Here is a 20,149-nt window from a genome sequence, read left to right as displayed (position 1 = left end):
TCTAGATCTCTCTAGATCAGTGGTTCAGGCCCGACGCTGCACATAAAGACAGTGCCGCTGGGCATGGCTCAAGGGGGTCGTGAATGCTTGAATCTCCAGTAGTTGACTGTGGTATCGCGGGAGGAGCATTTCTAAAGTCTGCGCATCCTCTTCGTTCCACTGGCCTCGATACAGGACTAAAATGCCCCCCGACCGTAATAGCGGTAAACCATAGGCACAGCAACGACGAATATCTCCCACAGCTCGAATGAGAGCCAAATCATAGCGGCGTCCATGGGCTTCCGCCCGTCCCCATTCAGGGTGAATGTTCCTTAAATCAAGTACTTGAGGGAGGGATTGCAAAAACTTGACTTTCTTTTGGGTCGCCTCAAGAAGCGTTACTGACCAATCCGCGCGGGCGATCGCCACCGGTACCCCCGGAAAGCCACCCCCACTGCCAATATCAATCACCTGCTGAATCTTTGTCCCCCAAGGTGTTCCTTCAGTAGGTTGAAGCCATGGCAGAATTCCCCTCAGGGAATCCCAAAGGTGCTTCTCCCAAAAGTCATCAACCTCAGTAATACGGGTCAGATTAACGCGGCGGTTGGCTTCCAGAATAGCTTCATAGAAGCGTTGCAACTGTCGGTGTTGCTGGGGGGTAGGCTGCCAATTGAGGGTGGGGTGCCAAGGGAAGGGTTCCAATGTCAACGGGCTAGGATTCGCCATCACCACCGCTGGGCAGTTCTTTCTTCGCCGTTAGCACCTCCCACGCCGCCTTGAGTCGCTCCTCAAAATCCTTGACATGGCTAGAGACCGTATCGGCATTCGACTTTAGCTCTGCGATCGCTGTTTCAAGAGCCTTTTGCACATCCGCTGGCAGCGCTTTGATTTGAGCGGCGGCAAACCGTTGCAGAGCAGCAAGAAGAGCTTTTGCTGCTTCGGTCACTTCTTCAGGACTGACGGTTTCCGTTTCAGGTTCAGAAGTCGGGGACTCTGGTGTCGGAACTGGTTCTTCGGACATGGTTGTGGGGGTTTGTTCTTCAGACATAGACGCATGTTCCCAATTCAATGGTTAAGGACTTCAACAAGCGGTCGTGACTCTCGCAACTCAGAGAGCTACCCCTACCTTAGCAGATGCCGTTTTTGATGTTCAGCACCCCCGAAAGTAACAAGAACCCCCACCCCTTTGGGCAGGGGGTAGGTTAGCTAGAATTGCCCAGCGGCAACTAAAAGCTAAAAGTTGTCCGCACCACCCCTAAGACGATAGGGGCATTGTTACTATTGCTGTTGGGGTTGACCAAAGCAATGACCCCTGGTGTGATCGAGATATTTGGCGAAATGGGAATGCGGTATAACCCCTCGATGTGGTAGGAGTTAAACGTTGCAGCCGGGGCACCGGCCACATTACGAACACGAATGGTTTGTGGGGGTTGGCCGACAATCAAGCCAAGAACATCGCCCTTGCGCCAAATATCCGGTACCGCAAAGGTGGCTGCCCAGTTCAAGACCTCTGCTTCTGCCCGAGGTCCAGTGAACCCTTGTACTTGATAGACATTGGAGTAGCCCACCCAGCCAGCAATATTGAACTTCTGAATGGGGCGATAGGTAAACTGAAACCCCACGTTATCGGCTGCTGCATTGGCATTATTACCAATGGGAGTAGCGGCAGAGCCAATAAAACCACTGCTGCCTGTGCCGCCAGCAACACCAGTCCCAAAGGAGCGTACATAGGTCAATCCTAGGGCTAAGTTTTTCACAGGACGCCAATCCAATTGAGCAAGGGCTGCATAGGCTCCCCCAATCAAACCATTGGTATTCGGGGTATTGCGGTTGGGATTGTTGGCATTGGGCGCTTGATAGCCAAGATTGAGGACGAGGCTCGTGCCCTGCTCTCTATTTTCGAGGAGTGTGTAACGGAGGGTCAGACCGGCACTGTTACCGCCACCGAAGCGATAGAGGGGGTTAAAGCGACCAAACCGGCTAATGGCTCCCGTTTCATCGGACTGCAAGAGGGGGTTAAAGGTGAAGACATTCTTATCAAAGTTCCCTGCTGCGGCGTCAAAGGCAAGGAACAGGCGGTTGGTCAAGGGGGTGCGATAGTAGAGGTCATCAATGGCAAATTGGCCACCGGTATTGGTGTCGTAGCTGAGGCGTGCCATATTGGTGCCTGTAACGTTCCCGTAGTTGGGCATATTGGCGGCCTGAATGCGCACCCGCAGGACATCTCTGCCATAGAAGCTGGTGTCAAAGTTCAGCCGAGCGCGGTAGGTGGCAACTGGATTGTCCTCAATAGTTGACCCGCGACCGGGAGCAGGAGCAGCTTCGGTGCCCGTGAGGACATCGGACACACTAAAAATTGCTGAAGCCCGTAGTTTAGTGGTGGTGGCAAATTGGGTGGCTTCGAGGTTGGCAACGCGGCCTTCTAGATTCGTCACCCGTCCCTTGATCACGGCTAATTCGCTACTAAACTCCTCCGCTAGCCGCTGAAGCGTGGCCAGATCTTCCTTGCTGGCAAAGCGATCGCTGATCACATCCAAGCAAGCGTTCAACGCCGCAGCCATCTCAAAGCGTGTGGCAGCACGGTTGCCGCGAAAGGTGCCATCGGGATAGCCGGCAATACAGCCATATTTCTCCACCAGTGACGCCAAGGCTTGATAGGCCCAATCGGTGGGGCGCACATCCGAGAGTTGATTCACCGAGGTCACTTGGGGCAGTGTCCGCTGCATTCCCAAAGACTGCTCGGGGGCAGGGAGTCGGGGAACTGCTGCCTCTAAGTCCGCCACTGCTGGCATTTGTGCCACTTGAAAGGGTAATTTTACTGAATGAGTCATTTGTTGCAACTCAGAATCAAGAAATCTAGAGGCATCTAAATCACTTGCATGGGATGTATCTTGCGATTGATTCGCAGCTAGTGCCGCTGACATTCCCCAAGCAGGAGCCAAAGCTAGCCCCAGCCAGACCGCGATCGATCTCGCCATTATTCACTCCTCAATAATGATCAAAGTACCTGCAAGCCTCGATTTATAGAGTCTTCAAGGGCAATCGGGCGATCGCCCCCACCGATTCTGAACAGGCAATCATCACCTGCTCTCTAGAAAAAGTCAGGAGTAGATTCGCAATAAGTTCATTGAGGCTGAACAGAGGAAAACGGTTTCTTTGCTTTCTTTAGCTTGAACTAATTGCAAATAAAAGTCAACTGATTCTTGCGAATTCTCTGAGTCAGCCTCAATGCTGTTGTGAGGAAACCTTGGTATGCTTTTTAGCAACTCCGTTGATCGCTGCTGTCATGTCCTACTCGCTCCGTGTTGCTGATCTGCCCGTGGGCGATCGCCCCCGTGAAAAGTTGCTCAGCCAAGGCGCCCGCTACCTGAGTTCGGCAGAACTGTTGGCGATTTTACTGGGAACAGGTCAAGGGGCCGGTAAACTCTCAGCCGTGGGCTTAGGACAATTCATCCTCAAACAGTTGGGGGAGCGCAGTGGTGACAGTACCGATGCCGTGAGCGTTTTACGCGACATTACCCCAGAGGAATTGATGGCCATCCCCGGTGTTGGCCCTGCCAAAGCCACCACGATTCTAGCTGCGGTGGAACTGGGGAAGCGGGTGTTTCAGTCGCGGCCGGGGGAGCAAACGATCATTGACAATCCTGCCCTTGCCGCCGCTGTCCTCAGTGCCGATCTCATGTGGCAACCGACGGAACGCTTTGCGGTTCTATTGCTGGATGTGCGCCATCGCCTGCTGGGGTCTCATGTGATCACGGTGGGAACCGCTACAGAAACCCTTGCCCATCCCCGCGAAATTTTCCGTGAAGCGGTGCGCCGCAATGCTAGCCGCCTGATCATTGCCCACAACCACCCTTCAGGCAATCTCTCTCCCAGTCAAGCGGATCTGGACTTGACAAAACAAATTCTGCAAGCAGGACAGCTCATGGGGATTCCGGTACTTGACCATTTGATTCTCGGCAATGGGGATTACCAAAGTCTGCGGGAGATCACCCCCCTCTGGCAAGACGTGCCCCAAGGAGATGTCAGTGCCTAATCCTCATCCGGTTCATTTTCCAGCAGCGCTTTTGCCTCTAGGAGTTGCTGCTTGTGGGCTTCACTGACAATCGGATAGTGCAGGTTCAAACTCGCCAATTTTTGATAAATGAAGTGAGCCACCATGAGGCGGGCAAACCACTTGTGATTGGCGGGAATAATGTGCCACGGTGCCCATTCGGTACTGGTGTGGCGAAAGACATCGGCATAGGCTTCTCGATAGTCGTCCCAGTGGGCGCGATCGCGTACGTCATCAATCGAAAATTTCCAGTTTTTTTCTGGGCGACTAATGCGCTCTAGAAAACGTTTCTTTTGTTCAGCTTTGGAAATATTCAAGAAAAACTTGAGGATGAGAATGCCATTGCGGGTTAGGTAACGTTCGTAATTGTTAATATCCTCAAAGCGCTCGCGCCAGATGTGCTTGGTCTTAGTTTCGGGGGGCAGTTGCTGGCGATTGAGCAACTCTGGGTGTACCCGCACCACTAGGACTTCCTCGTAATAGGAGCGATTAAAAATACCAATGCAGCCCCGCTCTGGCAATGCCCGGTTGGCTCGCCACAAAAAGTCATGATCCAACTCCTCCGCACTGGGTGCCTTAAAGCTATACACCTGACAGCCTTGGGGGTTAATGCCACTCATGACGTGTTTGATGGTACTGTCTTTGCCCGCTGCATCCATGGCTTGGAAAATAATCAGCAGCGCATAGATATTCTGGGCATAGAGAACATCTTGATAGGCGGCTAGCTTCTTAATGCCAGCGGCAAGGAGTTCTTGAGCTTCGACCTTGCTTTTGAGACCAGCGGTATCATCGGGATCGTAGTGCTTCCAGTGAAATTTCTCCCCCACAGGGACAATGTAGCGATCGGGGTTAATTTGGTCGAGAAAATCTTGAGGAATCATGCTTAGCGAGTTTGCGGCAGAACTGTATCCTAGCCTACATTCTTCCAGTGGATAAAAATCGAAATATGCAGCTTTCCCGTCTCTCTTTAACAAATTGTATAAGTCGCGGGCAAAACAGAATTCTGTTTGTATGCTGTATCAGTAGGCGGGCGATCGCCCTCAATCGAATCATTTCCTGTCGTTTGCCTTTTGGACAGCCACCGTGGCTCCGATTAAACCTCACAAACTGGATCTCGATGCAAGTTACCCCTGCCCCTGTCGTCGCCAAGGGGAGTTGATGCCGATCGCCCTTACGGAAGCTTTTGGGTGTCGGCGCTGTCAACAAATTTTTGTCGTCCGTCCGGATGGCTATTCGATTGAGCAATTGGCCACCACCTATCCCTACAAACGAGCGTGGTATTGGACGGGATTGCAGTGGAGTCAGTTGCAGCGGGGCTTCTCAGACGGCTATTGGTATTTTGCCATTGGCCTCAGCTTCTTTTTGTTGATGCCAATTCTCCTGTGGCTGCCCTTGCTTCTACAATTGTCCTTAAAACCTGAAGGGTTGCTATGGATTATTGCCTCCCTGCTGATTGCACTGACGCCCGCATTTTTAGTGTGGATTGCCCTCTCCCGCCGTTGAGCCACGCTCCGCTATGTTGCCCGATCCGTTGAGGGGGGCGCGGGTCGCCAGTACACACCTTAGCCAAGCCAGCTATGCCCTGCGTCAGGAAGCTCTAGGGCGATTGATTGCCGAGTTAGAGGCAGCAGAACCTCTCCTGTTGGAGCAAAATACTCTTGACCTTGAATCCAGTCGCGATTTGGCTGTTTCTCAGATTGTTTTGGGCTGGCTGCGGCTAACCCATGAGCGCCTCCACCGCATTCGGCAGTGGCTAGAGCACCTTTATCAGGCGGCAGATCCGTGGCAGCAGCCGTTGCCAACGCGGCCAGAGAGGTTCCAGTATGCCGTTCCCTTGGGAGTCGTGGCCTTGGTCTATGAAGGGCTACCGACGTTGAGTCTGATGTTGGCGGGCATGGCTCTGAAAACAGGAAACGCACTCGTGCTCTGGAGCAGTGAAAGTAGTCGCTATACCGCTAGGGCGATCGCCAGCCTGATCGAGGCTGCTTTGAGTAAAACCAGCTTGCCGAAAACCGCCATTCAAACCCTCTCCTTAACGCCCGCCAGTTGGCTTGCGGATGCCACCGCTGTTGATTTAGCCCTTGTCTATGGCCGCTCTCGTTTTGTGGCCGAGCAACGCGCTGCTGCTCGCTGCCCCTTGGTGTCTCTCTCCCTTGGTAATACCTACTTGGTTTGGGATGGTTCTGTCTCCCCAGAGAGCGTCCTCCACTGTATTCAGCACAGCCACCAAGCCAATCCGGATCGCGCCCTTGCCATTGAAAAGGTCATTGTCCTCAGTAATGTCAATCCCTCCCATCTCACGTTTGTGATCAATGAGTTGACTCAAGCCGGCTACAAACAGGGGGTGGATGAGCACTTACACCGCAACTATGGGCAACTTCCCCTTGTGGATGCCAGTGAGTGGCCACTTCCTTATCTAGATCGACGTTTGGCGTGGCACTACGAAGAGGATTTAGCTGCAGCTTTGAATTGGATTCACCAGTACGGCAGCGCCGCCAGTGGGATTGTTGCCAGCAGCTACGAAGACTGCCGGATTTTTTATCAGCAGGCGCAAACCCCCCTTGTCTTTGTCAATCGCCCCCCGCAGCTAGAACGCTGGGATGCCTTGGCCATTGGTGTTGCTGCTAGGGGTTTCCAGCGAGGACTCTTTGGCCTTGCTCAGTTACTGAGCACCAAGCAAGTTTACCTCTAAGGGATCAACTTCGCAAACGCTTAGGTCGAACTCGCGGAAAGAGGGACGAGCCAATCACCGCTGCCCTTGGTTTCCACTTCGGTGAGCCAGCGTTGATAATCGGCGACAAGATGCTGACTGAGACGCTGTTTAATTGTTAAGAGGACGCTCTTGAGCAAGCCATTGCCGGTGGCTTCGAGAATCGGGCGCGGTGTCAGATCCAAGGGGGGCGGAATATCTACCCCCACTTGCAAGTCAGCTAGCCCCATCAAATCCGTACCGTTCGCCGTTGCTTGAGGAGACAAGTAACCTTCGAGGGCGAGGTGAAAGCGGCGATTGATGTAGTCCACCCCGCGAATTTCACAGCCAAGGGAGCGCAACTGCACACAGCCCTCACTATTGGCATGGACGGCAAGGTCAACGGTGGGTTGTAGGCTCACCATCAGAAAATTCAGAGGACGCATCTTCAGGCGAAAGCGATCGCTCCCCAAAAATGCCACCCGTGTTGGATCGGTTAGGGCATAGACAAGCCGCTGGGGCTGGCGCAGGTAGTGCTGCAAGAGAGCTGTGGGCGTTTCAATGCTAAGGCGGACAGATTGGCTAGCCTTAAACTCTAAGTACATGGCACACCTAGCGAACATTGTTTCTAATGTAACGAATTATTAAGAAAAGGGTAAACGGTAAACCGAACCCCCTAGTCAGCCCAGCGGGTTTGCCGTCCCAGCCAAATGACAGGAATGAGACCCACCACCACCAAGGCCAAAGCACTTAAGGCGGCTTCGGGAAGTCGCTCATCAGAGGCAAAGCGGTAAACCTGTATTGCTAGGGTATCAAAGTTAAAGGGGCGAATGACCAATGTGGCGGGCAGTTCCTTCATCACATCCACAAAGATCATCAGGGCAGCAGTAAAAAGGCCGGGTACCATCAAAGGCAGGTGAACGGTGCGCAGAATATTCCAGGGCGATCGCCCCAAGGTACGCGCCGCCTCATCGAGGGAAGGACGAATTTTGACCAGACTGGCTTCAACACTGCCCAAGGAAACCGCCAAAAAACGTACCAAATAGGCATAGATCAGGGCGGTGATCGTGCCACTGAGAATCAAGCCCACTTCCACCTCCCACAGCCGCTCACTGACATCATTAATGACGTTGTCTAGCCACCCCAAGGGCATGAGAATCCCCACCGCAATGACTGTACCGGGAATGGCGTAGCCCATCGCCGCCACCTGTGTTCCCCAGCGCATCCAAGCCGTCGGCAGCAGACGACGCCCGTAAGCCAGCAGTAGAGCAATGCCAACAGCAAGGATTGCAGATAGGGTAGCCAAAATCAGGCTGTGGCTGGCGTGCTCTAGAAACTCCTGACTGAGCTGAAGCTGTTGATAGCTAATGGCCAAGTAAAGCAGCAGTCCTCCAGGGAGCAGGAGACCAAAGAACACCGGTAGGGCACAGACCAGCCAAGCCAAAGCCGCTCGCCAGCCCTTGAGTACATAGGGAATGGGGCGATCGCCCCCGCGATTGTAGTAGCGCGCCTTGCCGCGAGACCACTTTTCCAACAGCAGTAGGGCAAAGACAATGACCACCAGCACTGCGGCCAGCTGTGCCGCTGCCACGCGATCGCCCATGCCAAACCAAGTGCGGTAAATCCCGACGGTGAAGGTATCGACACCAAAGTACTGCACAGTACCAAAATCATTGAGGGTTTCCATGAGCGCAAGACTGGTACCCGCAGCGATCGCTGGCCGAGCAAGGGGCAACGCCACCGTCCAAAAACTGCGCCAAGGTCCACAGCCAAGGGAACGACTGGCCTCTAAGCTACAGGTGGCCTGCTCCAAAAATGCCACTCGCACCAAGAGAAAGACATAGGGATAGAGAACGAGGGTGAGCATAGCGATCGCCCCCCCCAAGGAGCGGATATTAGGAAACCAGTAGTCACCGTAACCCCAACCCGTTAGTTCCCGCAGCCATCCCTGAATCGGTCCTTCAAAAGCCAAAAATTCCGTATAGGTATAGGCCAACACATAGGCAGGGGCTGCCAAGGGGGTTAAGAGTAGCCATTGCCACCAGCGCACGCCCCAAAATTGACAGTTGGTCACCAGCCATGCCGTACTCACACCAATGACCACAACGCCTATCCCTACGCCCAACATTAACCAGAGGGAGTTCAGCAAGTAGTCGGGCAAAACCGTTGTGGCGAGATGCTGCCAAGTGTCCCCCGTATTCACAAAGACTTGACTGAGAATGACAAGAATGGGCACGGCAATCACGAGGGCAATCAGCCCCACCAGCAACTCCCAAGGTTTGAGCCGAACTCGCCGCGGAATACTGATGGATTTTGACACGGGGCAACCTCCGAAAATAGGCACTCAACTTCTGACAGCCGACTCAAAGAATCGTCAAACTAAAATCTAGCCACGGCGATCGCGTGATCATTGCACTGGTGGAAATGTAGTCCACCCCCGTCAAGGCCACCGCTCGTAAGGTTTCTAGGGTGATGTTGCCAGAGGCCTCAATTTTAATCTGGGGAGCTTCAGCCCGGATCAAGGCCACGGCTTTGGTCATCTCCGCAATCGGCATGTTGTCGAGCATAATCACATCCACCCCTAGGGAAACCGCTTCACGGACTTGTTCAAGGGTCTCGGTTTCCACTTCAATGGCCAAGGGAAAGGGACTGGCTTGGCGCACTTTCTCAACCGCAGCTGTGATTCCCCCCGCTGCCACAATGTGGTTGTCCTTAATCAGGATCGCATCGTCAAGACCAAAGCGATGGTTGACACCGCCCCCCACCGCCACTGCATATTTTTCTAACAGGCGCAGTCCGGGCGTTGTTTTGCGGGTATCGACGAGTTGCGTTGGCAAGTCAGCAATTTGCTGGGCATAGGCATGGGTGAGGGTAGCAATGCCACTGAGGCGCATCAAGCAATTGAGAGCCAGCCGTTCACCCAAGAGTAAGGTTTCTAGGGGAGCCTCAATTTGAGCAACAATTGTCGGCGCCTCACAAAGGGTGCCCTCGGCCTGTTCGTAGGTAAACACTACTGCTGCTGTCAGGCGTTGGAACACCCGCTCCACAATGGGCAGACCGGCAATCACTCCCTGACTTTTGAGACGGATGTGGGCTTTTCCTTGGCGATCTTGGAGATGCAGGGCTTGGGTGGTGCGATCGCCCCGACCAATGTCCTCCTGTAACCATTGATCCAGCAACGGATCCAAGACACACCACGGCGGCAAATAGGCAGACACCCTAGGACTCATTGGAAAGCGTCACCAATGCCTGTAACTTGTCCCATGCGGCGCCACTGGCCAGAATTGCCTTTGCGCGATCCACCCCTTCCCACCAATCCTGCACTGCTGCTGCCACATAAAGAGCCAATGCTGCATTGAGGGCCACCACCTCCTGCTGGGCAGTCGTGCCCTTTCCCTGAAGCACTTGGGTGAGAATTTCAGCATTGGTTTGGACATCACCACCAGCGAGGGCACTGAGGGGGGCACTGGCTAGTCCCAAGGCTTGGGGATCGAGAACTTCTTGGCGCAGCGACTCCGCCGGACTGCTAAACATCACTAGATCAGTCATATTACCAAGGGTGGCTTCATCCACCCCTTCACGACCATAGAGGACAATTCCCCGTTGGCGTCCAAGGCGTTGGAGGGCACCGGCCATGGCTTCAAGATAGCGATCGCTAAAAACACCAATCACCTGCCCCGTGGAATGAAGCGGATTCACCAAAGGACCAAGGAGATTAAAGACCGTGCGAATTTTCAGGGTACGGCGCAGGGGAGCGACGGCTTTCATGGCGGGATGCCAACCGGGGGCAAAGAGAAATGTAATCCCCACTTCCTTGAGTAGAAATGCAGGATCACTGTGGCTAAGGTTGACCCCAAGGCGCTCAAGGACATCCGCTGAACCGACACGGCTAGAGACTGAACGATTGCCATGCTTGGCCACCTTGACCCCCGCTGCTGCCACAACAAAGGCCACTGCCGTGGAGATATTAAATGTACCTGCGCGATCGCCCCCCGTACCACAGGTATCAATGAGGGGTTCGGCCAAATCCAGCGGCGCACCTGCGGACTGAGCCAACAATACATTGGCCATCCCCGTGAGTTCCTCAACCGTCAGCCCTTTGAACTGAAGTGCCGTCAGAATGGCACCGGAGAGGGCATCGGGAATGTCTCCTGCCAGCCATCCCTGCATTAACTGGGTGGCCTGCTCTTGGGTCAGGGCTTGGCGATCGAGGAGTTGTTGGAGCAGGTCAGACCACATTGAACCTTGGAGGCAGAGACTCGAGACTTAATTGAGTTGTTGCTGCCGCTGACGTGCCTGCCAATAGTGCATCGGTAAGCAAAGCAGCGAAGAAGTGGTGAGTAAAAAGGCCAAGAGTGCGGTGATTTTGCACATTTGACCTAAATCTGTGCCTTCTAATGGTACAGCGATTTGCAGACCCCGCGCACCACAATAGACAAGCCAATAGACGAAGATCATGCGCCAGAGGGTTTCACCATAGGCCTCTTGGGGGGAATGCTCCCGCAGGGGAAATTGTTTTTCCTCTTGATAATCCGTGTACAAGAGCCAGCTTAAGCCACTCAGGGCGGCGATCGCCGAGACAATTAGTATTCCCACTGACCAAGAAGCAGCCACTGTCATTGTCCTTTTGCACTCCCTATCATCAGCACATCGTTCCTCAGTCTAGGGGAGTCATTTGCCAGCCATGACAATTGCTAACAATTTGAAATTTTTACATCAACATAATTTACAAATGCCCTCTAGGTTCAGATGAGCCATGACGCTTGCTGTGAGTTGATCCAGTGCGACAGCTCGTTGCTGGGCATAGTGAGGAATGGCTGTGGGTAGGGGCGGCAACTGCCGGCGCGATCGCAACACATTGAGCCAATGGCGACGCCAACTCCCGTTTTCCAGCAATCCGTGCAGATAGGTGCCCCAGAGGGTCGCCGCCTCGTTCACAATTCCTAGGGCTGCATCGGCAAACAGGGGCTGCCAACCCTTGAGGTCAGGGTCATAGTTACTTTGGCCTTGGTGAATTTCATAGCCTAGGATAGGCTCCGGACAGGAAAAGTACACGGATTGGGTTTGTCGCTGCTGGGTGCACTTTGTTGTTGCCAATTCAGTATGCAAGGGCATGAGTCCCAGTCCTGTGTGGGTGCCTCGGTATCCCTCTAAGCCCAAGGAATCGCTGATGGTCGTCCCCAAAATCTGCCACCCACCGCAAATGCCGAGAATCGTCCCCCCTTGGGCAGCGTAAGCTTGGAGTTGATCTGCCATCCCCGTTTCTCGTAGGACATGGAGATCGGCAATCGTGGTTTTCGTGCCGGGCAAGATCACAGCATCGGGTTGACCCAAGGGGCGATGGGGCAGCAGAAACTCAAGGGAGACACTGGGTTCTGCTAGGAGGGGATCCACATCCGTGAAATTGGCAATGCGCGGCAGTCGAATGACAGTGATTTTTAAGTCGGCGCCTTGGCGTTGCGGACGCGGATCCCATAGATCAAGGGAATCTTCAGCAGCGTAGTGATCCTCTAGCCATGGAATCACCCCTAAAACTGGTACTCCCGTGGTCTCCTCTAGCCATTGCAAACCACTCTCAAGGAGCGATCGCTGGCCGCGAAACTTGTTAATCACAATCCCCTGAATCAAGGCCTGCTCAGCGGGGTCAAGAAGCATCAATGTCCCGACAATATGGGCAAACACCCCCCCCCGATCAATATCCGCCACAAGGATCGTCGGTGCCCCAAGAGACGTCGCCACCCGCATATTCGTCAGGTCGCGGTGCTTGAGATTGATTTCCGCCGGTGACCCTGCCCCTTCACAGACAATCCAGTCAAACCGTTGCCGCAGATCCGCCAAGGCCTCTGTAATTGCCTGCCAGCCGCGTTCAAAATAATCCCGATAGTAGTCTGCCGCTTGGGTGACCCCCGCCACCTGCCCCTTGAGAATCACTTGGGAGGTCATGTTGCCTTGGGGCTTGAGAAGAATGGGATTCATGGCCACCTCAGGTTCAATACCTGCCGCCCAGGCCTGCATTGCTTGGGCATAGCCAATTTCCCCACCATCACGGGTGACGTAGGCATTGAGAGCCATGTTTTGTCCCTTAAAGGGCGTGACGCGATAACCCTGTTGAGCTAGCCAGCGACAGATGACTGCTGTGAGCAGAGATTTACCGGCATGGGAGGTGGTGCCCACCACCATTAAGGCTTTAGCAGTCATCGAGATCAATCCCTCCTAGCGATCGCGACGGGTGACTGTCTGCTCCTCCAAAGCAGTCTGGCTCAAGGATTGGAGTAAACTGAGGCCATAGGTGGGGGCACTTAACGCCATCGCTCCTGAGGGGGTTAGCCACTGCCGCGCCTGTTCGTCCCCTAGGAGGTGCAAGCGCAAAAAGGCCAAGCTTAATCCTCGCAGATAGGCGCGCGATCGCGGTGGGGTGGCACCAACAAGTGACTGGGGCACAGGCAGTACTGGTTCATTTTGACCCGCCTCACCAATGGTTGAGAAATGGGTTGCGTCGTCGATCAACACAAGGTAGCGATCGGGCGTCGTCAGCCATGTAAAAGGATAAATTTGCTCCTCGACCGCTGGGGTGATCGTATCGTCACTGGCAGCCACAAACATAACGGGAATTTTCAACTGACTCAAGGATTCAGGACTAAAGACAGCACTGGTAATCGGGTTAACAGCAATTACCGCTTGTACACGGGGATCCTGTAGGGAATAGACCTTTGGTGGTAATGCTTGCGCTTGGCACTGGAGCAGCAGCGACACATTAAACGAGTGTAGAACACTTTTAAGGCAGTAACGCCGCAATTGTTCAAAATCCAAGGGGACTCCTGCGAGGACGAGCGCCGTATATCCCCCAAAGGACTGACCAATGACTGCCACCCGCTCCAAGTTCAGCTGCCCTGCCCAAGGATAGAGCTGCTCCGGAAAGGTTCCTAAACGATTCAGGACAAAGGTAACATCGAGGGGGCGATCCAGAAATTCTTGAGCCGCCATCATTGGACTGACATAGGCCATGGGAAACGACAGCAACTGGCGGGTCGAACTACCCACGTGCTCAAGGGCAATCACCGCAAACCCATGGGAGGCCAAATGTTGACAGAGATAGCGATAGCTGTAGCGATTTGCCCCCAGTCCATGGGAAATAATGACCACTGGAACCCGCTGCCCCGCAGGCACAATGGGTAGGTAGAGATCCGCTTCAATGGGGCGGGCATGACCGGTCAACTGCAAGCGGCGAGGCGATTCATCCACCGCTGCCCAAGGCATTTCTAGCCATCGCCATGGTCCTGGTTGCAGCAGGGATTGAACCCCTGTGGGTATCGATCCGGTCTGATTTTCTAGCGCCTGTTGACGGACAACGCTGAGGATGGTTTCCGTTTCACGGATCGTGTGCTGGAAGTTCTTGAGAATCGCCAATCCTTCTTTAAGATCAAAGCGGATACTGCGAGAGGGATAGTGGCGCATCACACTCAAGGCCGTGAGGCCAGCGGGATCAGTGGCAGCGAGAATCAAAGCCGATCGCAGGGCACGGGCATTTTCTTGGCGGCTTTGGGTTTCGAGAATTCGCCCCGCTTGCACCATCAATTCTTGACCAAGGGGGGAGTACAGGAGTTGAGCAACGGCCACCGGCGAGAGGCGCAGACGTTCTTGCAAGGCCAATCGCAATTGTTGCTGTCGGGTAGGGGGTAAGAATCGTAAATAGCTAGCGAGTGCTGCTGAGGCTTGGCCAGTGGTGGCAAATATTTCTAAATCTCGAATGGGAAGCGATCGCTCGAAGAGGCCATAGCGAAAAATAATGCGTTCTGCGGCGGTTGCTGATAGCCCCCTAGAACCCACGAAAAAGATAGCTAGCCCTGCCACGACACTGAGAGGGAGCCACAGACGCCACTTAAGCGAGAGATGGTTCACAGCGAGGAGTCACGCGATACCACTAAATCAAAAAACTGAGAAAAGGAGCGGGAACGTTGCTCGGCCAAAAACGCCACAGATACCTCTCAGTATAGAGAGCCGCTGCTGAAATCATGGGAATGGGAGTGCTGCCTTGGAACCGCTCGCTGAGTGTTCTCGTCCTGAAGACTACTTAGGGTGTGAGCCAGCGCAATACCGATCCGTGACGAACATCATGACAATGTGGTTGAGGCTATCACGCCGCCGCCAAGCCCAAACGCCTATGGTAGTAGTGTGGCAGGTAGGGAAATGACCGACAATTCACCATCAGACACCCTGACACTCCCCACTACCGCTTTTCATGAAGGATGCAGACCTATGAAACGCCCTATTTTCACGTCACTGCGATATTTCGTTCCTTGGAGCTTGGCCGTACTCATCCTCAATGCGGGTCTGAGTTGGGCGGGATTTACTCCCCCCAAAAACCTATCCCGGCCGGGGAATCGGGAGGGGGCGGCCACACGCGGCATCTGTAGAGTGCAAACAGGGACGAACGAACCTGATTTAACCACGCTGGTGCCAGCCAGTAATATTGGTTTAACGGTGGCAAATCGCCCCACATTTTATTGGTATTTGCCTGCTAACAATTACCAAGCGCTAGAGTTTGCCCTGTTTCAAACCCTTGCCGATGGGACGCAAGTGCAAATTTACAAGCAGCAGTTTCCAATGGTCAATCGCCGGCGCCTAGACAGTATTACGTTGGCGGGTGACGTGCCGCCGCTACAGGAGGGTGTGGATTACCGCTGGACGGTGAGTCTCATTTGCAACCCCAATGACTCCGATCCCTCGCAGATTCGCTTTGTGGAAGGCTGGGTACAGCGGGTAACCCTCCCAGAGTCCCTGAACAAGCAACTTCGCCAAGCGAGTCCGCTGCAACGCTATGGCCTGCTGGCAAGCAATGGTCTGTGGTACGACGCCCTCGATACGCTGGTCAAGCTGCGGCAGGAGCAGCCAACTGACCCCAAAGTCAATGCCCTGTGGACAGAGCTCATGACCGCCGAGGAGGTCGGCCTCAATCGCCTGAGCAATTTGGCGATCGCCCAACGCAGCCAACGCAATTTACGGTAACTCAGACAGAGCTGTGGGTGGCGGTAACTGTACCTTGGAGGCAAGCCCCAGTCCTTGGAGTATGCGAATCACCCACCAAGTGGGATCCACTTCCCACCAGTACCAGCCGGCCTTGGCCACGTGGGGATAGGCATGGTGGTTATTGTGCCAACCTTCACCATAAGTGAGGAGGGCTGCCCACCAAAGATTCCGAGAGTTATCATCGGTCTCAAAGCGACGATAGCCCCACTTGTGGGTGGCAGAGTTAATCAACCAAGTGCTATGCCAAAGAAAGACCGCCCGCATAAACATCCCCCACAGCAGCCACGACCAACCCCCAAGGCCATAGAGGAGCAGGGCAAGGGGAAGTTGCAGGAGTAAAAAGTAGCGATCCAGCCAGCGGTAAAAGGGATGCCGCATCAAGTCGGGGGCAAAGCGGGCATACTCCTCCGCCTCAAAAAATTGGCGCTGCGGATAGACGAGCCACAGCATATGGCTCCACCAAAAGCCCCGCCGGGCTGAGTAGGGATCTTTGACTTCATCTTCGGTGTGGGCATGGTGCAAGCGGTGCCCTGCCACCCAAAAAATCGGGCCTCCCTGCATGGCCAAGGCGCCCAAAACGGCAATGACGTACTCCAACCACTGGGGGACTTGGAAACTGCGGTGACTCAAAAGGCGATGGTATCCCAAGCAAATGCCGATACTGCCAAAGAGCCAGTGCAGAAGGATCGTGACGGCTAACGCCGACCAAGAGAAAAAGAAGAGGGCAAACCCTGCGAACAGATGCATCGCCGCGAGAAAGAGGACAAAGCCCCAGTTGAGGCGGGCAGTCTGCGGTTGCAATTCCAAGGATGATGACATAGGCACTCCTCAACACCGTTTACAGGTCTAGACGCGAGTTGAGATCTGGCGATCTGAACCCCCAAAAGAATCCTAAAGGTAATCCTCGACTAAATAGCCTTAGAAAATGTCCTACCAGATTTTTGTTGCAAGTAGGCATCAAAGACGGCAGCGATATTGCGAATCAGGAGCCGACCTGTAGGTGTGACTTCCCAGCGATCGCGCCCCAAATGAATCAGGCCATCGGCAGCCAAGTCCCGCAGCGCAGCTAACTCGGAGGCAAAGTGGGTATCAAAATCGAGATTGAACTGGCGAGCGATCGCCCCTTTGTCTAAGGTAAATTGGCACATCAGCTCCATGATAATTGTGCGGCGCAGCAGATCCTCAGGGTGCAGTTGAATGCCGCGTTCGGTGGCCAGTTGACCGGCCGCAACGTCACTAAAGTAGGTGGCTAGGTGTTTCTGATTTTGGGCATAGGCCTCCTGCAACATACTAATTGAGGTGAGACCAAAGCCAATCAGATCTGCCGCTGGTAGCGTTGTATAGCCCTGAAAGTTGCGCTTAAGGGTTCCTGCCGCTTGGGCGATCGCCAGCTCATCGGTGGGCTTGGCAAAGTGATCCATGCCAATGTACTGATAACCTTGGCTAGTCAGCGTTTCAATCACCCGCTGCAGAATGGTTAATTTGGTGGTGCCATCGGGTAGGGTAGCGGGATCAATTCGCTTTTGGATGGGTTTGAGATTGGGCAGATAGGCAAAGTTAAAGACAGCAATGCGATCGGGGTCAAGGCGCAGCGTTTTCGCAATCGTGGTTTCAAAGGATTGCACCGTTTGAAAAGGCAGGCCGTAGATGAGGTCAATATTGACACTCTCAAACTCAGCAGCGCGAATCCACTCCATCACTTGAAACAGCCATGCCTCCGGTTGCACTCGATTGACGGCAAGCTGCACTTGAGGGTCAAAGTCTTGCAGGCCAAAGCTAATGCGATTGAAGCCTAGATCTCGCAAACGAAAGAGGTACTCGCGGTTGATATAGCGGGGATTGACCTCAATGGAAATTTCGGCATCGTTGGCAAATTCAAAGTGGTGGGTGAGCGTCCGCCACAGGGATTCCACTTGGTCAATGGTGAGATAGTTGGGGGTACCGCCGCCCCAATGCATTTGAATCACCGGACGAGTGCGATCCAGCCGAGCAGCCACTTGGGCAATTTCCTCTGCCAAGGCATCCAAGTAGGTTTTGGCAATAGTTTGGCTTTGGGTGACGATGACGTTGCAGCCGCAAAAATAACAGGCGGTCTGGCAAAAGGGAATATGTACGTATAGGGAGAGGGGCAGGTGCCCTTCATTACTCCGCAGTAGCTCCCGCTGGAAACAATGGCTATCAAAATCGGCAGTAAATTCGGCAGCCGTGGGATAGCTGGTATAACGGGGCAAGGGGCGATCGTATTTTTGCAGCAATGCCCCATCAAATTGAATTGGCTGAACCACACTCATGGGTTTTTGCAAGCTCCTAACAGGTCAAGAGTAGGCTTTAGACGGCAACGGCTTCGGGACGGGGTTGCTCCCGCCGACTCGGTTGGTTCTCAATCACCACGGACTGCCACACCTGATCGCCAACGGTGGCTTTTAACTCGGGTTCAAGGGCGTGCATGAGGTTGCAGTTGAGGGCAAAGGCAAAGTTGGCTTCCTGAACAATGCGGGCGATCGCGACCTCATCGAGGCCAAGACTATCCAAGGTTTCCCGATAGCGCTGCTTGAATGCTTTTTTGTCTTCTGGGGTTGGCAGGGCTGGAAACTCGTAAAAGGCAGTGCCTTTGCCGTCGGGGAGGCTCAACTGCGAACGCACAATTTTGCTGAGGGCTTGCCCCCCAGAGAGATCGCCCATATAGCGAGTATAGGAATGGGCAATGAGCAACAGAGGATCACTGTTGGCCACGTCATGAATGCGACTGAGGTAAACGCGGGTGGCCGTGCGGGGAGTAATCTGATTCCGCCAATCCTCGCCATAGTAGAAGGCCAAGTCTTCTGCCAGCTGGCCACTGCGGTTGAGTTCGGGGAAGTAAATCGCCCGCAGGCGATCGCTCGCGGCACTGGCTAAGGCGGCTTCGAGAGCGGTGTACACAAAGTACAGATTGGCCAAAAACTGGCGGAAGAGGCTAGGGGTAATGAATCCACGTACAAAACATTTCATGAAGGCGGTGTGTTCGGCCAAGGTGTGAGCCTCGGCAGTTCCTTCACGCAGCGCAAGGGAGAGCACTGTCATACCTCTGACTCCTGACATCAATTTTTAACAATCCTTTTTGAAATAAAGTCACTCTACCAACGGGGCATGTCCGTGGGCTGAATGGTGGCAGAACGACAAACTAAGGGTGAGTATTACTTTTTAACCATATGGGTGTCAAGCGAAACTTCAAAAAACATTACAAAACTGCCTACTTTTGCAACATCGTCAAGGTGATTATTGACCATCCTGAGGAATATAGTATAGTAAAACGGTATGACCTGCATAGGTTTAGTTCTATAGGAGTGAACAGCTTATGGTGGCGATCGCCCCCAATCCCGATTCCAGCCAGAGCGTTAAAACCATTCGTGAAAACCTTTTAACCCCCCGCTTTTACACAACAGATTTTGAACAGGCAGCAAAACTTGACCTTAGCCGGCAGCAGCAACAGTTAGAGGCAATGCTGGCGGAAATGCGGGCAGACTACAACCGCCATCACTTTGTCCGCGATGAGTCGTTCCAAGGTACATGGGACACATTGGATGCAGACACCCGCAAGGCCTTTATTGACTACCTCGAACGCTCCTGTGTCTCTGAGTTTTCTGGGTTTTTGCTCTTCAAGGAACTCTCGCGTAAGCTGAAGAATCGCAACCCTCTCTTGGCAGAAATCTTTCACCTGATGGCGCGGGATGAAGCGCGGCACGCAGGGTTTCTCAACAAAGCCATGATGGACTTTGGCCATCCCATGGACTTGGGCTACCTTTCCAAGGCGCGCACGTACACCTTTTTCCCTCTGCCATGGGTGCTTTACACCGTCTATCTATCGGAGAAAATTGGCTATTGGCGCTATATCATCATCTATCGCCATTTGGAAAAACACCCCGAACATTCCTTCTATCCCCTCTTTAACTACTTTGAAAGCTGGTGTCAGGACGAAAACCGCCACGGCGACATTTTCAAGGCCTTGATCCACTCCCAACCCCAATTGATTCAAGGCTGGGGCGCCAAACTATGGATGCGCTTCTTCCTGCTGACGGTGTTTGCGACCCATACGTTGACGGTGCATGAGCGGGGCAAATTCTATGAAGCCTTAGGTCTTGATCCGACGGCCTTCGATCGCGAGGTCATTGCCAAAACCAATGAAACGGCGGCTCGCACCTTCTCTGTGGTGCTCAATGTCGATCACCCCGACTTTTATCCGCGGCTACAACGTTGTGTCGAAATCCATAAAAAACTCCAAGCCCTTGAAGCCAGCAATCAACCCAAGTGGCTAAAAGCACTACGGAAAATTCCCCATCAGTTGGCGATCGCCGGCCATCTGCTGCGCCTCTATCTCTTGCCGCCGGTCAATGCTCAACAGGCATGGGGCACCGTCCACTAAA

The 20,149-nt window shown here is 53.7% G+C and carries 19 protein-coding genes; 5 read left to right on the top strand and 14 right to left on the bottom strand.

What is annotated here, in order from left to right; translation table 11 throughout:
• Positions 1–24 precede the first annotated feature (24 nt).
• From rsmG to NBE99_RS05615, 3 genes are all read right to left on the bottom strand, one after another.
• Positions 25–705, bottom strand: coding sequence for a 16S rRNA (guanine(527)-N(7))-methyltransferase RsmG (gene rsmG, locus NBE99_RS05625; protein ID WP_250683500.1), 681 nt, complete (start codon positions 703–705; stop codon positions 25–27).
• Positions 692–1,027: a hypothetical protein gene (locus NBE99_RS05620; RefSeq protein WP_250683499.1), complete on the bottom strand. Its 336-nt coding sequence runs from the start codon at positions 1,025–1,027 to the stop codon at positions 692–694. Before NBE99_RS05620 ends, rsmG begins: the two co-directional genes overlap by 14 nt.
• A gap of 178 nt (positions 1,028–1,205) precedes the next feature.
• A complete protein-coding gene (locus NBE99_RS05615; RefSeq protein WP_250683498.1) occupies positions 1,206–2,810 on the bottom strand; it encodes an iron uptake porin in 1,605 nt (534 codons plus the stop codon).
• A gap of 455 nt (positions 2,811–3,265) precedes the next feature.
• Between NBE99_RS05615 and radC the strand changes: the two genes are divergently transcribed.
• Positions 3,266–4,015: a DNA repair protein RadC gene (gene radC / locus NBE99_RS05610; RefSeq protein WP_250683497.1), complete on the top strand. Its 750-nt coding sequence runs from the start codon at positions 3,266–3,268 to the stop codon at positions 4,013–4,015.
• Here the strand turns inward: radC and NBE99_RS05605 are convergent.
• Positions 4,012–4,914, bottom strand: coding sequence for a polyphosphate kinase 2 family protein (locus NBE99_RS05605; protein WP_250683496.1), 903 nt, complete (start codon positions 4,912–4,914; stop codon positions 4,012–4,014). The two genes, radC and NBE99_RS05605, sit on opposite strands and share 4 nt — an antisense overlap.
• 202 nt (positions 4,915–5,116) lie before the next feature.
• Here NBE99_RS05605 and NBE99_RS05600 point away from each other — a divergent pair, with 202 nt between their 5' ends.
• A complete protein-coding gene (locus NBE99_RS05600) occupies positions 5,117–5,536 on the top strand; it encodes a hypothetical protein (protein ID WP_250683495.1) in 420 nt (139 codons plus the stop codon).
• 13 nt (positions 5,537–5,549) lie between these two features.
• Positions 5,550–6,725, top strand: coding sequence for an aldehyde dehydrogenase family protein (locus NBE99_RS05595; RefSeq protein WP_250683494.1), 1,176 nt, complete (start codon positions 5,550–5,552; stop codon positions 6,723–6,725).
• A 20-nt stretch (positions 6,726–6,745) separates the two neighbouring features.
• Here the strand turns inward: NBE99_RS05595 and NBE99_RS05590 are convergent, their stop codons facing one another.
• From NBE99_RS05590 to NBE99_RS05560, 7 genes are all read right to left on the bottom strand, one after another.
• Positions 6,746–7,327, bottom strand: coding sequence for a DUF1997 domain-containing protein (locus tag NBE99_RS05590; RefSeq protein WP_250683493.1), 582 nt, complete (start codon positions 7,325–7,327; stop codon positions 6,746–6,748).
• Between the two features lie 71 nt (positions 7,328–7,398).
• A complete protein-coding gene (locus NBE99_RS05585) occupies positions 7,399–9,042 on the bottom strand; it encodes an iron ABC transporter permease (RefSeq protein WP_250683492.1) in 1,644 nt (547 codons plus the stop codon).
• 43 nt (positions 9,043–9,085) lie between these two features.
• Positions 9,086–9,952 (bottom strand): carboxylating nicotinate-nucleotide diphosphorylase, encoded by an 867-nt coding sequence (gene nadC, locus NBE99_RS05580; protein ID WP_250683491.1) that lies wholly within the window; start codon positions 9,950–9,952, stop codon positions 9,086–9,088.
• Positions 9,942–10,961, bottom strand: a complete 1,020-nt coding sequence (trpD, locus tag NBE99_RS05575; protein WP_250683490.1) for an anthranilate phosphoribosyltransferase — start codon at positions 10,959–10,961, stop codon at positions 9,942–9,944. The genes nadC and trpD overlap by 11 nt, the downstream gene beginning before the upstream one ends.
• Positions 10,962–10,988: 27 nt before the next feature.
• The gene (locus NBE99_RS05570) at positions 10,989–11,342 is read right to left on the bottom strand and encodes a hypothetical protein (protein ID WP_250683489.1); all 354 of its coding nucleotides are present in this window, start codon (positions 11,340–11,342) and stop codon (positions 10,989–10,991) included.
• A gap of 96 nt (positions 11,343–11,438) precedes the next feature.
• Positions 11,439–12,920 (bottom strand): cobyric acid synthase, encoded by a 1,482-nt coding sequence (locus NBE99_RS05565; protein ID WP_250683488.1) that lies wholly within the window; start codon positions 12,918–12,920, stop codon positions 11,439–11,441.
• Positions 12,921–12,935: 15 nt separating this feature from the next.
• Positions 12,936–14,621, bottom strand: a complete 1,686-nt coding sequence (locus NBE99_RS05560) for an alpha/beta hydrolase (RefSeq protein ID WP_250683487.1) — start codon at positions 14,619–14,621, stop codon at positions 12,936–12,938.
• 357 nt (positions 14,622–14,978) lie between these two features.
• Here NBE99_RS05560 and NBE99_RS05555 point away from each other — a divergent pair, with 357 nt between their 5' ends.
• Positions 14,979–15,728 carry a DUF928 domain-containing protein gene (locus NBE99_RS05555; RefSeq protein ID WP_250683486.1) on the top strand — a complete coding sequence of 250 codons (750 nt, stop codon included), beginning with the start codon at positions 14,979–14,981 and terminating at the stop codon, positions 15,726–15,728.
• Here NBE99_RS05555 and NBE99_RS05550 read toward each other — a convergent pair.
• The 3 genes from NBE99_RS05550 to NBE99_RS05540 form a co-directional block, all read right to left on the bottom strand.
• Positions 15,720–16,568, bottom strand: a complete 849-nt coding sequence (locus NBE99_RS05550) for a fatty acid desaturase (protein ID WP_250683485.1) — start codon at positions 16,566–16,568, stop codon at positions 15,720–15,722. The two genes, NBE99_RS05555 and NBE99_RS05550, sit on opposite strands and share 9 nt — an antisense overlap.
• Positions 16,569–16,657: 89 nt before the next feature.
• Complete coding sequence (gene hemN, locus NBE99_RS05545) at positions 16,658–18,040, bottom strand: oxygen-independent coproporphyrinogen III oxidase (RefSeq protein WP_250683484.1); 1,383 nt, start codon at positions 18,038–18,040, stop codon at positions 16,658–16,660.
• A 37-nt stretch (positions 18,041–18,077) separates the two neighbouring features.
• The gene (locus NBE99_RS05540; RefSeq protein WP_250683483.1) at positions 18,078–18,809 is read right to left on the bottom strand and encodes a heme oxygenase (biliverdin-producing); all 732 of its coding nucleotides are present in this window, start codon (positions 18,807–18,809) and stop codon (positions 18,078–18,080) included.
• Between the two features lie 274 nt (positions 18,810–19,083).
• Between NBE99_RS05540 and acsF the strand changes: the two genes are divergently transcribed.
• On the top strand, positions 19,084–20,148 hold the full coding sequence (acsF, locus tag NBE99_RS05535) for a magnesium-protoporphyrin IX monomethyl ester (oxidative) cyclase (RefSeq protein ID WP_250683482.1): 1,065 nt from the start codon (positions 19,084–19,086) through the stop codon (positions 20,146–20,148).
• Position 20,149: the final 1 nt, after the last annotated feature.

It is taken from the genome of Thermosynechococcus sp. HN-54 (assembly GCF_023650955.1).
GTDB lineage: Bacteria > Cyanobacteriota > Cyanobacteriia > Thermosynechococcales > Thermosynechococcaceae > Thermosynechococcus.
The sequence above is the reverse complement of the archived record's forward strand: the minus strand, read 5'-3'. Positions and strand labels throughout refer to the sequence as shown.